This window comes from Nitratireductor kimnyeongensis, from assembly GCF_019891395.1.
Taxonomy (GTDB): Bacteria; Pseudomonadota; Alphaproteobacteria; order Rhizobiales; family Rhizobiaceae; genus Nitratireductor; species Nitratireductor kimnyeongensis.
In genome coordinates this window covers 2,375,764-2,397,678 of the sequence record NZ_CP078143.1, presented here as the reverse complement: position 1 = coordinate 2,397,678, position 21,915 = coordinate 2,375,764, and the positions used below count along the sequence as shown (strand labels likewise).

At 58.7% G+C, this 21,915-nt stretch carries 17 protein-coding genes and 1 tRNA gene; 7 read left to right on the top strand and 11 right to left on the bottom strand.

The genetic code is table 11. The annotated features are described in order from the left end of the window. Window positions 1–45: 45 nt before the first annotated feature. From KW403_RS11390 to KW403_RS11375, 4 genes are all read right to left on the bottom strand, one after another. Window positions 46–834, bottom strand: coding sequence for an ABC transporter substrate-binding protein (locus KW403_RS11390; protein ID WP_223019600.1), 789 nt, complete (start codon window positions 832–834; stop codon window positions 46–48). 325 nt (window positions 835–1,159) lie between these two features. Next, complete coding sequence (locus tag KW403_RS11385) at window positions 1,160–2,317, bottom strand: osmoprotectant NAGGN system M42 family peptidase (RefSeq protein ID WP_223019599.1); 1,158 nt, start codon at window positions 2,315–2,317, stop codon at window positions 1,160–1,162. 96 nt (window positions 2,318–2,413) lie between these two features. Continuing rightward, entirely contained in the window at window positions 2,414–4,228 is a 1,815-nt protein-coding gene (ngg, locus tag KW403_RS11380) for an N-acetylglutaminylglutamine synthetase (protein ID WP_223019598.1), read from the bottom strand. A gap of 3 nt (window positions 4,229–4,231) precedes the next feature. Continuing rightward, entirely contained in the window at window positions 4,232–6,007 is a 1,776-nt protein-coding gene (locus KW403_RS11375; protein ID WP_223019597.1) for an N-acetylglutaminylglutamine amidotransferase, read from the bottom strand. A 90-nt stretch (window positions 6,008–6,097) separates the two neighbouring features. Here KW403_RS11375 and KW403_RS11370 point away from each other — a divergent pair, with 90 nt between their 5' ends. Continuing rightward, on the top strand, window positions 6,098–6,598 hold the full coding sequence (locus KW403_RS11370) for a MarR family winged helix-turn-helix transcriptional regulator (RefSeq protein WP_223019596.1): 501 nt from the start codon (window positions 6,098–6,100) through the stop codon (window positions 6,596–6,598). A 134-nt stretch (window positions 6,599–6,732) separates the two neighbouring features. Then, complete coding sequence (gene hemA / locus KW403_RS11365) at window positions 6,733–8,010, top strand: 5-aminolevulinate synthase (protein WP_223022534.1); 1,278 nt, start codon at window positions 6,733–6,735, stop codon at window positions 8,008–8,010. A gap of 100 nt (window positions 8,011–8,110) precedes the next feature. On the opposite strand, the gene mscL is transcribed toward hemA, so the two are convergent. Further along, entirely contained in the window at window positions 8,111–8,527 is a 417-nt protein-coding gene (mscL, locus tag KW403_RS11360) for a large conductance mechanosensitive channel protein MscL (RefSeq protein WP_223019595.1), read from the bottom strand. A 200-nt stretch (window positions 8,528–8,727) separates the two neighbouring features. Here mscL and KW403_RS11355 point away from each other — a divergent pair, with 200 nt between their 5' ends. Further along, window positions 8,728–12,216: a PAS domain-containing hybrid sensor histidine kinase/response regulator gene (locus KW403_RS11355; protein WP_223019594.1), complete on the top strand. Its 3,489-nt coding sequence runs from the start codon at window positions 8,728–8,730 to the stop codon at window positions 12,214–12,216. A gap of 9 nt (window positions 12,217–12,225) precedes the next feature. Here KW403_RS11355 and KW403_RS11350 read toward each other — a convergent pair whose 3' ends face one another. Continuing rightward, the gene (locus KW403_RS11350) at window positions 12,226–12,879 is read right to left on the bottom strand and encodes a response regulator transcription factor (RefSeq protein WP_223022533.1); all 654 of its coding nucleotides are present in this window, start codon (window positions 12,877–12,879) and stop codon (window positions 12,226–12,228) included. Between the two features lie 201 nt (window positions 12,880–13,080). Here KW403_RS11350 and KW403_RS11345 point away from each other — a divergent pair, with 201 nt between their 5' ends. Next, window positions 13,081–13,455, top strand: coding sequence for a hypothetical protein (locus KW403_RS11345; protein ID WP_223019593.1), 375 nt, complete (start codon window positions 13,081–13,083; stop codon window positions 13,453–13,455). Window positions 13,456–13,514: 59 nt separating this feature from the next. Here KW403_RS11345 and KW403_RS11340 read toward each other — a convergent pair whose 3' ends face one another. Further along, window positions 13,515–13,997: a hypothetical protein gene (locus KW403_RS11340; RefSeq protein WP_343224034.1), complete on the bottom strand. Its 483-nt coding sequence runs from the start codon at window positions 13,995–13,997 to the stop codon at window positions 13,515–13,517. 137 nt (window positions 13,998–14,134) lie between these two features. Between KW403_RS11340 and KW403_RS11335 the strand changes: the two genes are divergently transcribed. Together KW403_RS11335 and KW403_RS11330 are read left to right on the top strand one after the other, a co-directional pair. After that, complete coding sequence (locus tag KW403_RS11335) at window positions 14,135–14,482, top strand: DUF952 domain-containing protein (protein ID WP_223019592.1); 348 nt, start codon at window positions 14,135–14,137, stop codon at window positions 14,480–14,482. Then, on the top strand, window positions 14,479–15,570 hold the full coding sequence (locus KW403_RS11330; protein ID WP_223019591.1) for a quinone-dependent dihydroorotate dehydrogenase: 1,092 nt from the start codon (window positions 14,479–14,481) through the stop codon (window positions 15,568–15,570). Before KW403_RS11335 ends, KW403_RS11330 begins: the two co-directional genes overlap by 4 nt. Window positions 15,571–15,573: 3 nt before the next feature. On the opposite strand, the gene KW403_RS11325 is transcribed toward KW403_RS11330, so the two are convergent. The 4 genes from KW403_RS11325 to KW403_RS11310 form a co-directional block, all read right to left on the bottom strand. Then, the gene (locus KW403_RS11325; RefSeq protein WP_223019590.1) at window positions 15,574–16,920 is read right to left on the bottom strand and encodes an MATE family efflux transporter; all 1,347 of its coding nucleotides are present in this window, start codon (window positions 16,918–16,920) and stop codon (window positions 15,574–15,576) included. Window positions 16,921–16,939: 19 nt separating this feature from the next. Continuing rightward, window positions 16,940–17,203 (bottom strand): DUF6460 domain-containing protein, encoded by a 264-nt coding sequence (locus KW403_RS11320; RefSeq protein ID WP_223019589.1) that lies wholly within the window; start codon window positions 17,201–17,203, stop codon window positions 16,940–16,942. A 106-nt stretch (window positions 17,204–17,309) separates the two neighbouring features. Beyond that, window positions 17,310–17,383: transfer RNA gene (locus KW403_RS11315), tRNA-Gly, on the bottom strand. Window positions 17,384–17,553: 170 nt separating this feature from the next. Continuing rightward, entirely contained in the window at window positions 17,554–20,280 is a 2,727-nt protein-coding gene (locus KW403_RS11310) for an autotransporter outer membrane beta-barrel domain-containing protein (RefSeq protein WP_223019588.1), read from the bottom strand. Window positions 20,281–20,464: 184 nt separating this feature from the next. Here KW403_RS11310 and KW403_RS11305 point away from each other — a divergent pair, with 184 nt between their 5' ends. Beyond that, a complete protein-coding gene (locus tag KW403_RS11305) occupies window positions 20,465–21,595 on the top strand; it encodes a helix-turn-helix transcriptional regulator (RefSeq protein WP_223019587.1) in 1,131 nt (376 codons plus the stop codon). Window positions 21,596–21,915: the final 320 nt, after the last annotated feature.

Below are 21,915 nucleotides of genomic sequence, written 5' to 3'. Positions count from 1 at the left end.
GCGTCCTTCCAAAGGACGCCGTCGATGTTTCGGATGCTTCTGGGCTCACTCCGGTTTTGGAATAGACATTGCCTTGACCGTGCTCGTTCCTTCATCAGGATCAACGCCGAACCAGGTCTTGTGGATGGCTGCCATCGTGCCGTCCTCCTTCATGGCCGAGATTGCCTCGTTTGCCTCTTCCAGAAGGGGATGATCCTTGCGGGTCATCATCGCGAAGCGTTCACCGGTCGGGATGCGCACAAGAATCTTGAGGCCCGGAACCTGCGTCATCGCATACTGAAAGCCAGCGATTTCACCTGCTCCGCCTTCGAGGCGACCCGCGCGAACATCAAGCAGAAGATCCTGCTGCGCCGAATAGGAGCGGATATCAGCAATGCCATATTCCTCCGCATTCTCTTTGGCCCAAGCTTCACCCGTTGTGGCAGCAACGACGCCGATCGTCTTCCCGTCAAGCTCCTCGAGCGTCGCGACCTTGGAATCCTCGCGACCCACAATGGTGCCGTCGCTGTCGTAATAGGGCTGGGTGAAAGACTGGTTCTGCAGCCGTTCATTGGTGATGGAAATCGACGATATGGCAAAGTCTATCCGTCCTGAACTGGTGGCTGCAAACAGCGCCTGAAAACCCAGATCCTGGAACGCAATCTCCATACCCAGCCGCTTCGCAACTTCGCGGGCGACGTCCACTTCAAACCCTTCGAAGTCTCCGGTCTCGGTCTTGTACTCCCATGGAGGGTTGGCCGGATACGCGCCGACCGTGATGGTTTCTGCGAACGCCGCCGGCACGAGTGTGGCCGCTGCGAGCGCGATGGACAGAGCAAATGCGCGGATCTTCATGATCGATCTTCTCCCATTCTCACCGGCCCCTGTTCCCTGCGAGGCTCGGATATTGTTTGATCACATGATCACTTATCTTGCCGCAGATCAATGGATATTTGAAGCTCAAAAAATCGCGTTCCTGCGAGACCAAGGTTCTCCCCGCACTAAAACCAATGCGGAAACAGGCGACCAGAAAATGCCGCCTTCTTTCAGGTTCTCACGTGGCACAAATGATAAGCTGCTGAAGCCGTTCACCGTTTCTTGGAAACGCTGCTTCGCTCTATCTATCAGTTGTTCCGCATTTGTACGGAGGTCAGGTGATTATACTTGACTGCAAAATGCTCTAGTCCTGCTTTGGCAGATTGTTGGCGCGTCTCGCCATTTCCGCCTCGTTGGTCGGCTGTTCAGTGAAGCCCTCGATATCGGAGACCTCCTCCACGTCGCGTTCGATTTCCATCGGGCTTGCCACATAGGCGGTGGCTAGCTCCGCGACCGAACGCAGGGCATGGACATGGATGCGCTCATAGCCGTGAGACGCATCGATACCGAAAGCGATCAGCGCCGTGCGCACGTCGTGGCCGGCCTCGATGGCGGAAGCCGAATCGGAACGGTAGTAGCGGAACACATCCTTCTGATACCGAATGTCTTCCTCACGGCAAAGTTCGACGAGCTTCTTGGTCAGGTGATAGTCGAACGGGCCCGCCTGATCGGCCATGGCGATGGTGACGCCGAATTCCGTGGAGTTTTGCCCTGGCGCTGTGGTTCCGTTGTCGATTGTCACCATCGAAGCGATTTCAGGCGTGACAATCGAGGCCGCGCCCACCCCCACTTCCTCGGCGATGGTGAACAGCCAGTGCGTGTCGACTGGCAACGTCACCTCGTTGCTGAGAAGCGATTCCAATGCTGCGAGTGCGATGGCAACGCCGGCCTTGTCATCGAGATGCCGTGAAACGATGAAGCCGTTTTCCAAAAATTCCGGCTGCGGATCGATGGCGACGAAATCTCCGACATCAATGCCCAGATTATGCGCGTCGGCACGGTCCCAGCACATGGCATCCACCCGCAATTCCACATAGTCCCAGCCGATCGGCATGGTATCCACATCGTCATTGAACGTATGGCCGGATGCCTTGAGCGGCAGAATGGTGCCCCTGTAGGTTCCCTTTTCGGTGTAAAGCGTCGCCCGGCCGCCCTCGGCAAAACGCGCTGACCAATGGCCGATGGGAATGAGCTCGAAACGGCCATTATCCTTGAGATACTTGACCTGCGCGCCCAACGTATCGAGATGGGTGATGATGGCGCGCGCGCCTTCTCGGCGACCACCGGGCACAACGGCTCGAATGGCGCCTCTGCGCGTCAACTCGGGTTCGAGCCCGAGACGTTCAAGTTCCGTCGTCACATGCCGGACGATCGTGTCGGTGTACCCCGTGGGACTGTCGATCGCCAGAAGCGCCTTGAGTTGCTCGACCAGATAGGAAACGTCGATCTTCAGTCGCGACATGCATACCCCTTGAATTGCCCATTGCGCCCGACCTTGGATCAGCCCGGCAGCGATCATGCGAGCAGACCCACCGGTCTGCACCGTGTGTGAAACCCGCTACCCTCTGGGTGCCAGTGCCCGTTCCGCCGATTTAACGCCGGAGCGCGGGAAAAGCAGATCGACAAAGCGCTCTGCCGTCGGCTGCGGTTCGTGGTTCGCAAGGCCCGGCCGCTCATTGGCCTCGATGAAGACATAGTCGGGATGGCCCGGCGATCTGACCATAAGGTCGATGCCAACCACCGGAATGTCAATGGCGCGCGCCGCGGTGCAGGCCGCGCGAACCAGATCCGGATGCACCTTCTCCGTCACATCGTGGATCGAACCACCAGTGTGGAGATTGGCCGTTTTCCGAACCACCACTTCCTGGCCTTCCGGCAAGACGCTCGACATCTCGAACCCGAGACCGGCCACACAACGCCTCGTCTCGTCGTCGATTGGAATCCGGCTTTCGCCGCCCGTTGCCGCCGCGCGCCGGCGCGACTGTTTTTCAATCAGTTCTTCGATGGACTTATGACCGTCGCCCACCACGCGCGGCGCACGGCGCACCGCTGCCGCTACGAGTCGATAATCGATCACCACCAGACGCAGATCCTCACCCTCGAAACAAGCTTCTATCAGAACGCGGTCGGAAAGCTCGCGGGCGATGCGTATGGCGTTCTGCATTTCATCGAATGTTTCAAGACCGACGGCAACGCCCTTGCCTTGTTCACCGCGAGCCGGTTTCACAACAACACGCCCGTGCTTCTTCAGGAATGCTTCGAGTGCCGCGTCGTCATCCACGGCTTCCATCTGCTCCGGCACGGTCAACCCCGCGCGCACCACCACGCGGCGAGTGACGGCCTTGTCGTCGCAGATCGACATGGCGACGGCCGAAGTGAGCTCAGACAGGCTTTCACGGCAATGGATAGACCGACCACCGAACGACAGTCGGAAAAAGCCACCCTCGGCATCCGTCACGTCCACTGCAACGCCACGGCGGTGAGCCTCATCAACTATCAGCCGCGCGTAAGGATTGAGACGATCGAAATCTGCAGGCGGATGCGTGAACAGTCTCTCGTTGATCGGATTCTTCCGCTTGACCGCAAATACCGGGACACGGTGGAAGCCAAGTTTTTCGTAAAGTGCGATGGCCTGGTCATTGTCATGCATGACCGACAGATCCATGAAGCTTGCGCCCCGCGCTGCGAAATGCTCCGCCAACCGACGCACCAGCATCTCACCCACGCCGGCATGCCGGCATTGTGGATCGACCGCAAGGCACCAAAGCGAGGAACCATTCTCGGCATCCTGGAACACGCGGCGGTGATCCACACCCGTAACCGTTCCCAGAATGCCGCCGGTCTGGTCGTCTTCGGCGACAAAATAGGTGACGGCGCGGCTGTCACGGTTGGTCCAGAAGAAATCAGGGCGCACGGTGACCATGCCGCGGCTTTGATAGATGGCGTTGACCGCGTTCGCGTCAGCCTCAGAGGTCAGTCGCCGAATGAAAAAACCGCGCGGCTGCCGCCGGCTAGGCCGATAGGTCGCGAGATCGAGCCTATAGGTATGGGACGGATCAAGGAAAAGCTCTTGAGGCGCCATCGAGAGGAGGACGTGCGGATCGCGTATGTAAAAGGCGATGTCGCGTCGTGCAGGGCCCTCGTCCCGCAGCGCACCGGCAAGCTCTTCATTGGTGTCAAAGGTCTGTGCGAAGAGAAGCCTGCCCCAGCCCAGTTCCAGAGAAACATGCTTGTCCTGTTGAGCGGAGGACTGATCGGCCGGCGCGCTGGTCGGCTTCATGGTTTCGCTGCGCAGACGTTTCAGACGGTAGCCGAGTGCCTTGTCACTACGCCCGCGGGAAGCACGGAAAGCCACATCCTCTTTCTTGGCCATCAGTCACACCCCGTGGGTTTGCAGCCAAAGTTCGAGCAGACCTACCTGCCAGAGTTCAGAGCCGCGCAGCGGCGTGATGTGATCAGCCGGCGCGGCGTATAGCGTATCGAGATAATCCTGACGGAAGAGACCACGCTCCCGGGCCGACTGCGACGATAGAGCATCCCGCACCATGTCGAGATAGGGCCCGTCGACATATTTGAGTTGCGGCACCGGGAAATAGCCTTTCTTCCGGTCGATGACCTCGTTGGGCACGATCTGCCTGGCCACCTCTTTCAATACACCCTTCCCGCCCTGTTTGAGCTTTTCTTCGGGTGGGATGCGGGCAGCAAGCTCGACCAGTTCATGATCAAGGAAAGGCACCCGCGCCTCAAGTCCCCAGGCCATGGTCATGTTGTCAACCCGCTTGACCGGATCATCGACGAGCATGACGGTGGAGTCGAGCCGCAGCGCAGCGTCGACCGGTGTGTCTGCCTCGGCCCGCGTGAGGTGAGCCGCCACCAGCTCGCGGCTTGCATCACGGTCCGCGATCCACTCAGGCGAGAGCTGCCTGCTCAAAGTTTCATGCGAACGGTCAAAGAAAACCTTGGCGTAATCATCGACCACATTGTTGGAGCTCATCAATGGCGGATACCAGTGATAGCCGCCGAAAATCTCGTCGGCACCCTGCCCCGATTGCACAACTTTGATGTGTTTGGAGACTTCCTTGGACAACAAATAGAAGCCAACATTATCGTAGGATACCATCGGTTCCGACATAGCCGCAAACGTGCCCGGTAGCGCGCCCATCAGATCGGCCGACGGTACGAAAATCTTGTGGTGATCGGTGCCGAATTCCTTGGCGATCAGATCGGAATAAACGAATTCATCGCCCTTCTCGCCATTGGCCTCCTCGAAACCGACAGAAAAGGTCATGAGGCCCTTTTGTCCGGCTTCAGCGAGAAGTCCGACGATAACGCTCGAATCCACCCCCCCTGAAAGCAGAACGCCCACAGGTACATCGGCCACCATGCGGCGCTTGACGGCGAGGCGCAGGGCTTCCAGGGTCCGGTCCCGCCATTCGTCAGGTGAAAGCGTAGCCATTCCCGGATCGCGCGCGAATGGCGGATCCCAGTAAACCCGATCCCGCTGCGTGCCGTCAGCTTCGATGATGCGAATGGTGGCAGGCGGGAGCTTTTTCACGCCATTGAGGATGGTCCGTGGTGGGGGGACGACCGCGTGAAATGTCATGTAGTGATGCAGCGCATTGCGATCGATGGAAGTGTCCACCTCCCCTGCTGCCAACAGAGCCGGAAGCGAGGACGCGAAGCGAACACGTTCCGGCGTTTCCGCGAGGTACAGCGGCTTAATGCCGAAACGGTCTCGCGCCATCACCACACGACCCGTCTCGCGCTCCCTGAGAACGAAGGCGAACATACCATGAAAGCGGTTCACGCAATCTTCGCCCCAAGCGTGCCAGGCTTTGAGGATGACCTCGGTATCGCCGGTGGAGAAGAAGCGATAACCCCTGCCTTCCAGTTCCGCGCGCAGTTCCGGGTAGTTGTAGATGCAGCCATTGAAGGCGATAGTAAGCCCCAGTTCCGCATCTTCCATGGGCTGCCGGGCCTTTTCCGACAGATCGATAATTTTCAGCCGCCGATGCCCGAACGCTGCGCTGCCATGAATGACGGCACCGGCACCATCAGGCCCACGCGGCGCAAGACAGTCCATCATTTTCGAAAGAGCGACAGGTGAGGCAGGGCGGCCATCAAGCCGCAGTTCTCCGCAGATTCCGCACATGGATAGCGATCTGATCCCTTGTTTGTCGTTGCGTCGGAGCGTATTTTAGTTATAGTTATAACTATTAGATGTCAAATTAATGGCGTCCGCATGACTTCCGAGACGACAACTGCCAAGGTCACCAAAGGGTTCCGCGATGAGGAGTTGCGAGGGGTGGAAAAGTGCATCCGCCGCATCGTTCGGGCCAACGATGTACACTCCAGAGCACTTGCCAAACAGATTGGTCTAACGGCGCCGCAGTTGATCATCCTAAAGGCGATCGCTGCGCTGGGGGAGGTCACAACGACCGTCTTGTCGGCCCATGTCGATCTGAGTGCGGCAACCGTGATCACCGTTCTCGACAATCTCGAAACGCGGCTGCTGGTCGAGCGTTATCGTTCACGCCACGACCGGCGCGTGGTCCACACCCGGCTGACGGAGCAAGGTCGTGTATTGTTAAAGCGCGCGCCCGAGCCGATGGGCGACGCCTTCGGACGGCGATTTGCGGCTCTCGCTCCCGAGCGGCGCAGCCAGCTTATTTCAGCCCTGACGACCATTGCAGACATAATGGCACCGAAAGACGACCTACAGGAAAATACCTTGCGGCGCTGAGTGAGAAGTCGTGCGCGGGTCAATATTGCACAAGCGCAAAGCCCCATCTCACAGACGTGTCAATTTGCCCGAAACACGTAATGGACGCGGGCAAGGTGCGCGATTATGATCGCGCCGCACAGCAGGAAGGTTCTATGAATTACCAGCGTTTTTTCTCAGAAGCGATCGATCAACTTCACGCTGAACGACGCTATCGCGTTTTCGCCGATCTTGAGCGGATTGTCGGCGCGTTTCCGCGCGCGATCTGGCGTTCCGGCGAACAAGCGCGCGAGATCACCGTCTGGTGTTCGAATGACTATCTCGGCATGGGCCAGCATGAACGCGTGATCTCCGCCATGCAGGAGGCTGCAGGCTCGATGGGTGCGGGCGCTGGCGGCACGCGCAACATCTCCGGCACCAACCACCCGCTGGTGGAACTGGAGACAGAGCTGGCGGATCTGCATGGAAAGGAAGCCGGTCTCGTTTTCACATCCGGTTTCATCTCCAATGAAGCTTCCATTTCTACCATTGCCCGTCTCCTGCCCAATTGTCTGGTTCTGTCCGACGAACTGAATCACGCCTCCATGATCGAGGGAGTGCGCAGGTCTGGCGCCGAAAAGAAAATCTTCCGCCACAATGATGTCGGCCACCTCGAAAGCCTCTTGAAGGAGGCCGACCACAGCCGGGCCAAGCTGATCGTTTTTGAATCCGTCTATTCCATGGACGGTGATATCGCGCCCATCGAGGCGATTGCCGATCTGGCCGACAAGTACAATGCCATGACCTACATCGATGAAGTCCATGCCGTCGGCATGTACGGCGCGCGCGGTGGTGGGATCACGGAACGTGACGGACTGGCGCACCGTATCGATGTCATTGAGGGGACGCTTGCCAAGGGTTTTGGTGTGATCGGTGGCTATATCACTGGCTCGAGCGCGGTGATCGATGCAGTGCGCTCCTATGCCTCCGGCTTCATTTTCACAACCGCCCTGCCTCCGGCCATCGCTGCGGCAGCGACCGCGTCGATCCGGCATCTCAAATCCTCGTCAGTGGAGCGAGACGCTCAAAAGCGCCAGGCGCAACAGACCAAAGACAAGCTACTGGCCGCTGGCCTGCCGGTGATGCCGTCGCAGACGCATATCGTTCCGTTGCTTGTCGGCGACCCCGAGCTGTGCAAACAGGCTTCTGACCGTTTGCTTGAAAGGCACGGCATCTATATCCAGCCGATCAATTATCCAACGGTCCCGCGCGGCACGGAGCGGTTGCGCATCACGCCGACGCCTTTTCACCATGACGGGCTGATCGAGACACTGCGTGATGCGCTGCTGGAAACCTGGGAAACGCTTGGCATTCCGTTCAAAGAAGCCGATCAGCCTCAGCAGGCGAAATCCGAGCGTGTGGTCTCGCTTCTCGTACCCAAGTCGGGTGGGTGACCTGATTTTCTCAATGAAATCAATGAGAACGCCGTCGAATTCCTGTTCGACGGCGTTTTCGCTTTTTCTCGTTGGTTTTTACGAAAACCGCTAAAAAGCGCTATTTTTTCGACAAAAGATCGCGGATTTCCGTGAGAAGCTGAACGTCTGCTGGCGGCGCCTCGGGCTCTGCCGGCGTTTCGGCTTCCTTCCGGCGCAGTGAATTCACGCCTTTCACCATGAGGAAAATGATCCATGCCAGGATCAGGAAATTGACGAGGACGGTGAGAAAATTACCGTAGGCAAACACAGCCCCCTGCTCCCGCGCGGCCTCCAGCGTGGTGGCGGTCACGGTGGAAGAAAGCGGAACGAAATAGTTGGAAAAATCGAAGCCGCCAAAGATGGCTCCAACGAGTGGCATGATAATGTCGTCGGTCAACGACTTCACGATGAGACCGAACGCGCCGCCGATGATCACGCCGACCGCGAGGTCCATTACATTGCCTCGTGCAATGAACTCCCGAAATTCCTTCATCATAAGGGTGTCTCCCCAATCTAACTGCAACTCCGGCGACTCATAGGCCACCAACACGCGAACAGTAGAAGCATCGGGAGTGGAAAGCGCAACAAAAACTGTTCGGTGGTATCTGCAAAGTAAATTCGCCGAAAGAAGCATTGGACACGCAACCTGGCCTGTGTTTGCCTTCAATAGACCTTTGAGGAGGAGAATCTCGACCGGTGCAGGGCTGGGTCATCGCCATCATAGCCGTCGCCTATGTGACGTTGCTCTTCTTCATCGCGAGCCTCGGCGACAATCGGGCTGCCCGTCAGGGAGGGCTGGGCTCGCGCCCCTATATCTATGCGCTGAGCATCGCCATTTACTGCACCTCCTGGACATTCTTCGGCTCGGTGGGACTGGCCTCCGAGCGCGGCCTGGAGTTTCTGGCCATCTATATCGGCCCCGTGCTGGTTTTCCTGTTCGGGTTCCCGATCCTCAAACGCATCATTCGGCTCGCCAAATCTGAGAAGATCACCTCCATCGCGGATTTCCTGGCGGCACGCTATGGGAAAAGCTTCGCGGTCGCGTCGGTCGCAACGCTGATCGCCACCTTCGGAACGGTTCCCTATATCGCGCTCCAATTGAAGGCGATTTCGGATTCCGTGAGCCTCATGGTCACGCATTACGACGGCGCACCACCGGTCATCGACTTCTTCGTTGGAGACATGGCGTTGATCGTCACCTTCCTTCTGGCGATCTTCGCCGTTCTGTTCGGAACGCGCCACGCCGATGCCACCGAGCATCAGGAGGGTCTGGTTCTTGCCGTAGCGGTGGAGACCCTTGTGAAGCTCGCGGCCTTCCTCGCGGTGGGCATCGCCATAACCTATTTTTTCTTTGGAGGGCCGCTGGACCTGGCGCGCGCTGTAAGCAGCCTTCCAGAGGTGCAGAAGGCTTACACCTATCCCACCTCTCTGGCGACGTGGATCGTCATGACGACCCTCAGCGCTTTCGCCATCTTCATGCTACCCCGGCAGTTCTATGTCACCATTGTGGAGAACCGCAGCACCACGGAGCTGGAGACCGCGAGTTGGCTATTCCCACTCTATCTCGTGCTGATCAACCTGTTCGTGATCCCGATAGCCTTCGCCGGCCTCGCGCTGGTTGGAGACAATGCCAACTCGGATCTCTACGTGCTCGCTCTTCCACTGCTTGCCGGGCATGACCTTCTCGCCCTGATCGCCTTTATCGGCGGGCTCTCAGCTGCGACGGCCATGGTCATTGTCGCCAGTGTGGCGCTCTCTATCATGATTTCAAACGATCTGGTGATCCCGCTCTTTCTGCGCCGTTTGCTGCGTCCTGATCATCACGAGAAGAACGATTGGTCGACGAGCATCCTGAACATCCGTCGCGCCGCGATCTTCATCATCCTTTTCACGGCGTTTCTCTATTATCGCGAAACCACCAACAATACCCGTCTGGCCGCCATTGGCCTTATCTCCTTCGCGGCCATCGCGCAGTTCGCACCGGCCTTCTTTGGCGGCCTGATCTGGCGTGGTGCGAATGCCCGCGGCGCTCTTCTGGGAATGGGTTCAGGCTTCGCGATCTGGGCCTACACGCTTTTGTTTCCCTCGCTTGCCCCACAGGGCACAGGCATCATCACCGACGGTCTCTTCGGCCTGCCTGCACTGAGGCCACAAGCGCTTTTTGGAACCGTCGCCGAGCCTTTGAACCATGGGGTTTTGTGGAGCCTTGCCGTCAACACGCTTTTCTTCGTTCTCGGCTCCCTTTCACGCGCCGCACAACCGCTCGAGCGTATTCAGGCCGCGATCTTCGTGCCCCGCGATACAGGCCCTATCCCGACGCTGCGGCGGTTTCGCACGGCAGTCACCGTCAACGATCTGAAAGATACTATCTCGCGCTATCTGGGAGCTGAACGCACGGAGCGTTCCTTTGCCACGTTTGAAGCGACCCATGGCGTTCGCCTCAACGGGAACGATCAGACCGGCATCGCGCTGGTGCGCTTTTCAGAACAATTGCTCGCGAGCGCTGTGGGGTCCTCCTCCTCACGTCTCATTCTGTCCCTGCTCTTTCAAAGAAACGATCGATCGCCACGCGACGCACTACGACTGCTCGACGATGCCTCCATGGCATTGCAGCACAACCGCGATCTTCTGCAGACCGCACTTGACCAGATGGAGGAAGGCGTCACGGTCTTTGACAGGGATTTTCAGCTGATCTGCTGGAACCGGCAATACAGAAGCCTCTTCAATCTGCCGGATGAAATGGGTCAGGTCGGCGTGTCACTCGATCGGTTCGTCAACCTGCTCACCGTGCGCGGCGAGATACCTCTCGACGCCTATACGGTTACGTTGAACCGCTTTACCGACTTCGGGATGCCATGGGAGATCCGGCTGCAAAAGAGCGGCCGTATCATCGAATTGCGCACAAACCCGATGCCCGATGGCGGGATCGTTGCCACCTACACCGATATCAGTCCGCGCGTGGAGGCGGACCTTGCGCTGAAGCGCATCAACGAAACACTCGAGCAGCGCGTGGCCGATCGCACAGCGGAACTGATGCGGGTCAACGAAGAACTGGCGCAGGCGCAAGTGATCGCGGAGGAAGCCAATCTCGGAAAAACGCGTTTCCTGGCAGCCGCAGGCCACGACATCCTCCAACCTCTCAACGCCGCCCGGCTCTATTGCTCTTCGCTGATGGAACGCGCAGAAGGCGGGGAGACCCGCGAGTATGTGGGCAACATCGAATCGTCACTCGATTCCGTGGAGGCGATCCTCGGCGCTGTGCTCGATATATCGCGTCTGGATACCGGGGCGCTCAAGCCCTCTCCCACTGTGTTTCAGCTTGATGGCCTGATGCGTCAACTCACAACAGATTTCATGCCGCTGGCCGAGGAAAAAGGGTTGAAGCTTACAATCATCCCTTCAACGCTGACGGTGAACACCGACCGAAACCTGTTGCGCCGACTTGTTCAAAACCTTGTCTCCAATGCGATCAAGTACACGCCCAGCGGCCGGGTTCTTGTCGGCGTGCGGCGGCGCGGCGCGTTGCTTGAGCTGCAGGTTATCGACACCGGTATCGGGATTGCCTCCGACAAGCTGAACACGGTGTTTCGCGAATTCACGCGGCTTGATGAAGGGGTGCGTCAGGCACAGGGGCTAGGCCTCGGCCTGTCCATCGTCGATCGCATTGCGCGCGTTTTGAACCTGGAGATACGGCTCGATTCCCAGATTGATGGCGGGACGCGCTTTTCCGTCATCATGCCAATCAGTTCCACCCAAGCCAAAGCAGCCGACATTCGCGCACGCCCGGCAGCGATCCAACAGACGATGCTGGAAGGTCTGCGTGTGTTGTGCATTGACAACGATGCACGCATCCTCGACGGAATGCGTCGTCTTCTCGAAGGATGGGGCTGTGTGGTTTCAACAGCAACCGGCTCAAGCTCGCTTCCCGATTTCTCGGACGGTCCTCCAAACATCATCCTCGCAGACTACCACCTTGACAATGAGGTGGGGCTCGATGTGATTTTGGCCCTGCGCGGACGTTACGGGGGAACGATACCGGCAATCCTGATCACAGCCGATCGCTCCAACGAAGTGCGAGCAGAGGCAGAAGCTCTTACCGCCATGGTGCTGAACAAGCCCTTGCGCCCGGCCTCACTGCGCACGCTTTTGACGCGTTGTCGTCAAATGCTTGCCTCAGCGGAATAACTGTCAGGATCAGTTTTCCGTGGTGATCGTGTCGGTGCCAATCCTCGACAGACGAATGACAGCCTGGGTGCGGCTATCCACGTTCAGCTTTTGCAGGACTGCAGAGACGTGTGCCTTTATCGTGGCTTCGGAAACATTGAGCTCATAGGCGATCTGCTTGTTCAAAAGCCCTTCCGCCAACATGCTCAACACCCTCGTCTGCTGCGGCGTCAAGGTTTGAAGTCGGCTGATGAGATCTGCGATCTCCGGATCGGCCTCGGCTCCCAGATCGATGTCGGCAGGCGTGTAGATTCCGCCGTTCAGAATTGTCTGAACCGCCGTTCTGATCTCGTCCATGCCTGACGATTTTGAGATGAAACCGGAAGCGCCCAGCTCCAGAGCCCGTCTGATGGTTTCGGGATCATCGTGTGCGGAAACGACAACGATGGGTACCGCCGCATTCATTCCACGCAAGGCGACCAGTCCTGAAAGGCCGCTCACACCAGGCATGGTAAGATCGAGCAGGACGAGATCGATAGTATCATCCAAAAGCACTTTCGCGCCTTCGAAGTCGCCCGCTTCCAATATCTTGCATGCATCGTCGAGACCGGAAAGCGCGCCTTTCAACGCCCCTCGGAACAGAGGATGGTCGTCGGCGACCAAAAAACTATAGCCCGATGCCAAAAGTCCCTCCCGCGCCCGCCGCTTTATTGTGTCTTCTGCTGCCGCGGATCTGGATGCGATTATGCGGGGAATAGCCGTCATTTCAAGCTCTGCCATGGTCAGACATTCCACCACTCACCAATTTGCTCGCGGAAGATTTACTTGTCTGCCCCAGATCTATGCCACAGACTCGCTCCGAGGGTGAAAACCCGTGAGCCTGCTATGGAGAAAATCCGCAAGGTAGCCATGTTCTGCATCGGACGCGCCGTTCTGTTCGGCGCCTTTGCCATCGGGCTTGTGATGCTGAGCTTTTCGTTCGACCTGATTCTCGCTTTCAGCGCCGGGGCACTGATGACGCTCATCATGTCGGAGCTACTGATACTCAAGGCTTATGCTCTTGCGAGACAAAACCCCAAGAAGACCGAGGTCTGGATGCATCTCAATCCAGACGCGCGCCCGGTCGGCCGTTCGGGAGCGAAGGTGTTCATAGCAATACTGAAAGACATCTATCTGCGTTTTGCCGTCCTGAGCCTGCAGGTTGGCTGCGGTTTCTTTGCATTTTCGATGGTGCTGCGTCTGGTGCGAGCCGCCACCTAGGGTCAGGATCCATCAATATGACGGCAATGGTCGGAATGGTTTTCCTGCCCTTGCCAACCTCAGGTTCGATCAGGGGTCGGTGTATCGGGCGAGCTCGTGCTGTCCTCCTTTTCAAAGTCCTTCACGATCCCCATGAACTTGCGGAAAAAACGCTCCATCAAACCCAAGGTCTGTTCAAATTCATCCTCAGAGGGCAGTTCCGACTTGGCCTCAGCAGAACCATTCTCCAGCGCTTCGACACGCTTTTCCAGGGCTCCGAGCTGGTCCTGCAGCGCCGCGATGTCTTCCTCATAGGCCGTGCGTTCATCAGCTGCAGGCGCACAGACAAGCTGTCCTGACCGCTCGCGGCAAAGCGACATGGCTCCGGTCTTCGTGTCCATGCGCACATAGCCTTCGTCCGTGCGCTCCAACTGAAAGCGCTCAGCCTCCTGTGCCGTGGCGCTCGTCAGCGTGGACAGTATGATCAGCGTGCCTGTCGCTGCGATTGTATTGCGCATCATTGTATTGCGCGTTCTTGTATTGCGCGTTCTTGTATTGCGCATGGGGGCAGCTCCGCGTTCATGCTTCTGACGATGGGTTCATGAGCCAGGAATGCGCCATAAATGGGATAAACCGCAATCCCCCGAAAACGCTTTTTCGGGCCTTTCGTTACCGCCGCATTGCAAGTATAGCCGCTGGCATGGCTCACCTGATCTACAAACTCTGTCCCCGTGCGCTCTGGCAGGAAGCCGAGATGGCGGGTGTGTTCAACGGCGCGGCGATCGATCTTGCGGACGGATATATTCATTTCTCCACCGCCGGGCAGGTTGCGGAAACGGCGGCCAAACACTTTGCGCAGCAGGATGACCTGCTCCTGATCGCCATTGATGCCGCGTCGCTTGGCAGCGCCCTGAAATACGAAGTCTCGCGCGGCGGCGCTCTTTTCCCGCATCTTTACGCACCGCTTGAGCTCGACAAGGTCAAGTGGGTTCACCCTCTCCCACTCGGCTCGGACGGGCTTCACGTTTTTCCAGAGCTGCCAGAATGAAGAGCCTGCTCGACAAGATCGCGCGACAAGCCCTGTTTCGGATGGACTCCGAGCGCGCGCACAACCTCGCAATCATGGCATTCAAAAGCGGGATGCCCCTCGCTCGCCCTCCACAGGTCAGCAAGCGTCTCAAAACCATCGTCGGCGGCATGGTGTTCCCCAACCCGCTCGGTATGGCCGCAGGATTCGACAAGAACGCCGAAGCGGCCGATGGGCTCTTGCAACTGGGGTTCGGGTTTGTGGAGTGCGGCACTGTCACCCCACTGCCGCAGGAGGGAAACCCAAAACCCCGCTTGTTCAGGCTGGAGGAAGACAGCGCGCTCATCAACCGGATGGGCTTTAACAATCACGGCATTGCGAGCGTGAGAAAGCGCATTATCGACCGCGCGGGCAAGGGTGGAATTGTTGGCGTGAACATCGGCGCGAACAAGGACAGCGAAGATCGCATCGCCGACTATGAGGCTGGTGTGCGGGCTTTTGGAGACATCGCCTCCTATCTTGCCGTCAACATCTCCTCGCCCAACACCGCGGGTCTTCGGTCGCTGCAGGATCGCGCGAACCTTTCCGAACTCCTTTCCCGGGTGCTGGCCAGGCGCAACGAGGTGGCCAAGCTGCGGCGCGCTCCCGTTCCGCTCTTCCTGAAGATCGCGCCTGATCTGACCGATGCCGCTCTTTCGGACATTGCCGATGTGGCGCTGGACAAGCGTATCGACGGATTGATTGTCAGCAACACCACTCTTTCAAGAACAGGCGTAACGAGCCGTCTGGCTCACGAGACAGGTGGGCTCTCCGGACTTCCCCTTTTCGAGCGGTCCACCATCGTGTTGGCGAAGTTGCGTCTGCTGATCGGCCCCGCGATGCCGCTGATCGGCGTCGGGGGCGTGGACTCTTCCGAGACGGCGCTGGAGAAAATTCGGGCCGGCGCCGACCTGGTGCAAATGTATAGCGGTCTGATTTTCGGCGGCACATGCCTGCCCGGCAGGATCTTGGCCGACATGAGCGCCTTTGCCCAGCGCGAAAACCTCTCCTCCCTGCGCCAGCTTCGCGACACACGCGTTGACGAATGGGCGGCACGCCGACTCGACTGACGCCTATTCGGCGAATGTCTTGCGCATGCGCGAGGGAATGATTGCGAACAGGCTCACACCACGAACCAGCAGCAGCACATGGAAGGCGGCCCACAGGCCATGATTGCCGAAGGCTCTTGTCAGAACGAAAAGGCAGACGAGATAAGCGGCGAAAGAAAGCAGCATCATATTGCGCATGTCGCGTGACCACGTGGCGCCAATGAAGACGCCATCCATCTGGAACGCGAGCACACCCGAAATGGAAATCAACGCAGCCCAGGGAAGGAATGCGCTTGCGGCTGCCCGCACCTCTTGTGCTGTCGTGATGAACGCGATGAGGGCCTCGCCGGCCAGAAGAAAGAAGAGCGACATGAGAAGGGCGAAGCCGAACCCCCAAGCCATGGTCAGCCTGACGGAACGCACGAAAGCGGGCAGATAACGCGCGCCCACCGCACGACCTGACAACTGCTCGGCGGCGGTCGCCGTGCCGTCGAGGAAGTAGCCCGCCACAAGGAAGAAGTTCAGCAACACCGCGTTGGCGGCGAGGGTGACGGTGCCAAACTGCGCGCCCTGCCGGGTGAAGAGCGCAAAGGCCGCGAGAAGAGAGAACGATCGGATCATGATGTCGCGGTTCATCGCGACCATGCGAACGATCTGGTGGGTGTCGAAAATCCACCTCGGAGACACACGCGGGCCCTGCCGGAAGCGCCTTGCCAGCCATGCGAGCCCGGCCAACATGCCGATCGCCTCGCCAGCCACCGTGCCCCAGGCCACGCCCTCGATTCCCCAGCCGAGCGAAAGCGCGAGATACATTGAGAGCGCAATGTTTGTGCCATTCAGAATGACCTGCAACACCAGCCCGAGCGCTCCTTCGCCACGACCCAGCACATATCCGAGGATCGCGTAGTTGATGAGGGAGATCGGCGCGGCAAAGATGCGGATCGCGACATAGGCCCGCATAGCGGCCGTGACCTCCGGGCCGGCATCCATGAAGTAAGCGCCCCCGGCGATGATGAGCGGGCCGGCGAGAACGACGAGAAGTCCGGCGACCAGGGCGACAAGCAATGCCCGCCAGAGGACTGCCTGTTCTTCCAGAGCATTTGCCTGACCATAGGCCTGGGCGACCAGACCGGTTGTGCCGGAGCGCAGGAAATTGAAAGTCGTGAAGACCACATCGAAGACGATGGCACCTGCGGCCAACCCGCCCAGGAGCGCCGCATCGCCATACTGGCCCACAATGGCCGTGTCCGCGATGCCCAGCAGCGGCGTCGTCAGATATGCCAGCGTCATCGGCAAGGCAATCGACAGGACGAGGCGGTTCGTCACCTGGAAAGGGTGCGTGACGCGGGTCTGCGGCTGAGCGTGATCCATGGGATGCCCCCAGGGCCTCCTACCGCCGATAATTCAGAAGGCGCAGGATCAAAAAGGCCGGCACGACAATGGCGGCCCCGAGCAGGATGTAGCTTGCAAAGCGTCCCAGCGCATCAAAACCCATGTTCCACAGATGAACAACCGTGTCGCGCAGAGCGTAGAAAATATCGAATGGCGACCAGTTGAAGGCGCTCATCACGAAACCGACAATAAGCGAAACAATCAGCAGTTTGATGATGACGCGCAGCGGGCTGTCGCCCAGGAATCTGGTCAGTGCCGACACCGGAAGCTCCTTGATCTTGACCGCAAACAGATACGCATACACGACCGGGCGCGCAAGCGCGGGCAATCCGAAAAGGCTTGCAGGGATCAGGCTTGGATCGGGAAACTGGAGCGGGTAGCGGGAATCGAACCCGCGCGTTCAGCTTGGGAAGCTGACAGGCTACCATTACATCATACCCGCGCAGCGCGCATTAATCCGCGACCCGGGCCCCGGCGTCAAGCGGGTTTGTGAGGGGGTGATGCGGTTGTTGTTGGTTTCGTCAACATGCGGCGCACTCAATCTCACACCCGACTATCACGGGGTTACCACAGGGCTCGTCGGCAGCGCCCCTGTGGCAAATGGGTTGCCGGTCAGAACGAGACAGAAAGATCCAGTTCTACCCCATGATCGGCAGTGTTGCCGGCGAACTGCCCGGAATAGGAAACACCCAGATTTGACATCTCACTCAACGCAAAGTCGGCTCCGAGCTCCAGAACCAGAGCATCCCGGGCAATCGGTACACCGGCGATCGTGAAAGTGTCTCCACCGGCAAAGGCATGGACGGTTGTCGGCGTCACTTCACCGAAGGCATGCCGCCAACCGATGCCGCCGCTCAGGCGAGCCATGGCGTCGTCACCAATCTGGATCTCTGTTTCGGCACGCAGGCCAAGTGTGGTGAACGTGTTTTTGTGAACCCCGTCGGCGCTCGAAAGAGACGCTTCCCCTCCAGCGTCGCTATAGCCGTTGGTCGCAAGCCGCACATGGGCAATACCGCCATAAGGCTCGAAGCTGGCAGTCGCGGCATCGAAACGGTAGCTCGTCTCGGCAAAGATCTGGGCTGTCGTTGCGTCGTATGACGAAGACAGAGTGTCGGAGAAGCCACGGAAGGCGACGGAGCGGTTGGTGTCGATACCGTGCCAGCTGTAAATGCCGCCGCCGCGCAGACCGAACCCGCCCCATTCGCCGCCGCCATAGACACCGAGATGCCAACTGTCGGCCGTGGCAGTCGAATTACGGGCGTCGACATCGATGGACGACCGGGAATAGCCGCCCAGCAGACCGAGGTTGACCCTGTCGGTGACAAATCCATCAGCCCCGAAAAGCAGGCCACCGGTAGAACGGTGCGCGTCGGCGGCGTTTCCGTCTCCATCCCAATTGGCACCCGAACCGAACCCCCGCGCCCACATGGCCAGTCCCCGATCACCAGGGGCCACGGGGGGCAGCTCCCTATCGTCTCCATAGGCCAGCACCGGTGCTGGATTCGAAGCCACTGCACCGAAAGCCGAGCGGATACGGGCGTTCGCCGCTTCTCGCGGAAACCGGCTATCCTCCATCAGAGCCCCTTTGACCGAAGCATGGATTTCGGCGGAAAGCTGGTCGAGAGCATCCGGCAATTCGGATCCGGTGAGATTGACAACAGCATTGTACATGCCGCCCGACCCTACGGACAAAACACCGCCACAGGTGTTGGTCTGATTAAAGGTCATGCCACCCGGGCAGGTCGAGGCCGCCGCCGACTGGAGGTAGACATTCGCGCCGGAATAGATGTCGGTAAATGTGAGCAATGGAAAATCATCGATCACCTGGTCGAACTCGCCGGTCCGATCGTTTGCCTCGATGATCGTATAGGTCAATCCCGGCGTGTAGCTCGACCCGTCGTCGGTGCCGTTTTCCGGCTTCACGTGTATGGTGCCGCCATTGATCACAAGGTTGCCGGCATTAAAGGTCACATCCAGCAGATCGTTGTTCACACCCTTGGTGTTGCCCCCGTCGTTCAATTCCACCTCGAAAACCGAGCCGGCATTGAAGGTCGCATTGTCGGCCGTCAGGGTACCGATGGAATTGCCCGGCGCCAGCGTGCCGCCGGAGTTGACGGCAACGTCCAGGACATTGCCGCTGCCTCCAAGAACGCCACCATTGACGGTTGTCATCGCACCCAGAAAACCGTTCACCAGCAGGTGGCCACCCGAAACTTTCGTTTCACCGGAGAGTGGGCCGCCGTTCCCCGTATAAGTCGTTTCTCCAGCTTCATGGAGGATCGTGCCATAGCCAGAGAGATCCGCACCAAAAATGTAGCCGGTGTTGATGTGATTGAAGACAAGCGTACCCTCTCCGTTGCCGAAAGCCACGCTCGGCGCATTCAGCGTCCCTGCCTCCGCCGCCGGATCGCCAGAGGCCGCACCGATATTGAGCGTGCCTTTGGAATTTGCATCGTCGGCCAGTTTGACCATTCCCGACGCGGAAGCGATCTCAACCTCTCCGCCATAAGAAACCGTCAGTTCGCCTTCGCCCTTAACGCCGACGAACATGTTGTTGGCAGCGGTGAATTTTGTTCCCGTCCCTGCCACGGTCACTGCGCCCCTGCCAGTGCTGTTGAGCCCGAGAACGCCATTGGAGCTTGTCACCTTGCCATTGTCCGAGATCGTGAGTTCTCCCCGACCGCTTTCGCCGATGACAATGTCGCTGGTGAGATGCCACGCAGACCCCGTGCGCCATATGTTCACGATGCCCACGCCGTTCGTAGCGAAACCGATTCTGCCCTGATAGCTCTCAACCTTGCCGCCATCGCGGATCGTCAAAGTGCCCTCATGGGTGTACCCAACCGTCAGGATATTGCTGGGCAGTCTCCATTGCGATCCAGTGTCTTGCACAATGACCCGGCCCTCACCCGTGACCGCGCCCACGCTGAAGCCGATAAGCCCATCTCCGCTGCTGTTCAGGACACCTCCATTCTGAATGGTCAGCACGCCGAGATTGGGATCTGTGCCATCGAACCCGATGAAAACATCACGTGTCAGACCGACGCCCGTGCCGACGAAGCCGTCCAGTATCGGCTGGTTGTTGGGATCGGCCGCCGCGATGTATGTATTCTCATTGGAGTCCGGCACAGTGGCAGGGACCCAGTTGGATGGGCTGGACCATCTGCCGGAATTGGTTCCATACCAGACCGTTTGGGCATGCGCATCTGGGACTACCGGCGGCGACGCCCACACAACGAATGCGCTTGTCGACAACATGGCTGCGCTACAAGCACGGTGAAAGTAGCGCTGCCCGGATGCGTGGCGCACGGCAACCTTCGGCATGATATTCATCATCATGAATCTGTATTTCCCCATCCTCGGACCGAAACTCAGAGTAGAAATCGTCTCGGAGCGTCGGCATAATCCTGCTGATGGCAACAGCCTGCCCGGCTTTGCCGAAACTCTGTTTACGGGAGGGGCATTCTGGGCTCATGATACAAATTGCCTATTCTGAACTGCTAATTTTCACCGGGGATGAGACGTGCAACACAAGCTGGACACGCTGACCAAGCTGGCCTACGCGGCTGCACTGGATGCCGGGAAATGGAGCAGCTTTCTGCAGGCGTGCTCGGATGTGGCAGGAGGCGGTGTCCGCACTTGCCTGACAGGCTATGATCTGGACGCCCATATCGATCTGGGGGCACGGCAGTTCGGCTATGATCCGGCCTTTGAACAGACCTATGCCGACTATTTTTTCGAACGGGATTTTCTGGCCGGGAGGATGTTGTCGGCAGGGGCCGGGCAGCTCGTCACCTATGGCGACGTGTGGAGGGATCCCGCCTTGCGCCGCACGGAATTTTATGACGACTGGGTGCGCCCGCAGGAAGACATTACTGGTGGGTGTTCGGCATTGCTGTTCAAACAGGAGCGCCGCCTGTTCGCATTTAGCGGAAGCATTCGCGCCAAAGACACCGAGCGGCTGGAAGCGCCTTGGCAGGAAATCGTCAGGCATATGTTGCCCCATCTGCAACAGGCTTTCGAGATTGCCCGAACAGTGGCTGGAGCCGAGATCGAGAAGAAGGCACTCGTCAATGTGGTTGACCCGGCATCTGCCGGCTGTCTTGTCGTGACACGCAGCCGCAGAATCGTTTTCGCCAACCAGCAAGCCGAAACATTGCTCGAAACCGGCGATGTGATCCGATGCGACCTGAGGCATCGTTTTGCCTTTGCTTCCGAAACCTGGCAGCGTCACTTCTCTGCAATCATTGCCAAGAGCGATGGCTCTTTTCGCCAACCACAAACCTTCAGCATCTCGAATTCCGACGGCAAACCTCCCCTGACCTGCCGCATCGCTCCTCTTGCAACGGAGGAGCTCGAGTATCGACCATCCGGCATTTTGTTTGGCAATGAAGAGCCTTGTTTCCTCGTCACGCTCGCGGGTCGTTCCGACAGCCCTGACGTCGCCGTGCTGCTGTGTGAAACATTCGGACTGACACCCAATGAAGCACGCGTCGCCACGCATCTGGCAGAAGGGTTGAGCCCCAAGGAAATTGCAGAGCTGCGCGGCACCAGCATAAGCACGGTGAGGAACCAGCTTCACGCTGCCATGGGAAAAATGGAGGCACGCCGGCAGTCCGATATTGTGGGCATGGTAACAGCGATGAGGCACTAAGGCTTCGGCGTGTGATTGAAACGAGCTTCAGCGGCCTTTCTTGCTGCCGCTCGTAGAGGCCCATTGAACAACCTGCTCGACGCCAACGGCACAATGGTGGCCCACCGACCGTCAGATAGTCGGATCCTGCGGGTTCATCTTGTTGCCGTTTTCCAAATCACCTCGCCAATGTCGAATGGGCATGACTGGCGAATCCGATGGTTCCGGACGTCATGCCTTTCAACGCTGCGCAGCCGCGCTCACCACAAGATGGTCCACGATGCGCTGCACGGCTTCGCCGCTGACCGGAGATGCGTACTCTTGACCGGACTGAAATTCCG

What these genes read in the sequence shown, in the direction of transcription:
- KW403_RS11390 (WP_223019600.1), bottom strand. Translation starts at nt 834, where the DNA reads ATGAAGATCCGCGCATTTGCTCTGTCCATCGCGCTCGCAGCGGCCACA.
- KW403_RS11385 (WP_223019599.1), bottom strand. Translation starts at nt 2,317, where the DNA reads ATGTCGCGACTGAAGATCGACGTTTCCTATCTGGTCGAGCAACTCAAG.
- ngg (WP_223019598.1), bottom strand. Translation starts at nt 4,228, where the DNA reads ATGGCCAAGAAAGAGGATGTGGCTTTCCGTGCTTCCCGCGGGCGTAGT.
- KW403_RS11375 (WP_223019597.1), bottom strand. Translation starts at nt 6,007, where the DNA reads ATGTGCGGAATCTGCGGAGAACTGCGGCTTGATGGCCGCCCTGCCTCA.
- KW403_RS11370 (WP_223019596.1), top strand. Translation starts at nt 6,098, where the DNA reads ATGACTTCCGAGACGACAACTGCCAAGGTCACCAAAGGGTTCCGCGAT.
- hemA (WP_223022534.1), top strand. Translation starts at nt 6,733, where the DNA reads ATGAATTACCAGCGTTTTTTCTCAGAAGCGATCGATCAACTTCACGCT.
- mscL (WP_223019595.1), bottom strand. Translation starts at nt 8,527, where the DNA reads ATGATGAAGGAATTTCGGGAGTTCATTGCACGAGGCAATGTAATGGAC.
- KW403_RS11345 (WP_223019593.1), top strand. Translation starts at nt 13,081, where the DNA reads ATGGAGAAAATCCGCAAGGTAGCCATGTTCTGCATCGGACGCGCCGTT.
- KW403_RS11340 (WP_343224034.1), bottom strand. Translation starts at nt 13,997, where the DNA reads ATGCGCAATACAAGAACGCGCAATACAAGAACGCGCAATACAATGATG.
- KW403_RS11335 (WP_223019592.1), top strand. Translation starts at nt 14,135, where the DNA reads ATGGCTCACCTGATCTACAAACTCTGTCCCCGTGCGCTCTGGCAGGAA.
- KW403_RS11330 (WP_223019591.1), top strand. Translation starts at nt 14,479, where the DNA reads ATGAAGAGCCTGCTCGACAAGATCGCGCGACAAGCCCTGTTTCGGATG.
- KW403_RS11325 (WP_223019590.1), bottom strand. Translation starts at nt 16,920, where the DNA reads ATGGATCACGCTCAGCCGCAGACCCGCGTCACGCACCCTTTCCAGGTG.
- KW403_RS11310 (WP_223019588.1), bottom strand. Translation starts at nt 20,280, where the DNA reads ATGATGATGAATATCATGCCGAAGGTTGCCGTGCGCCACGCATCCGGG.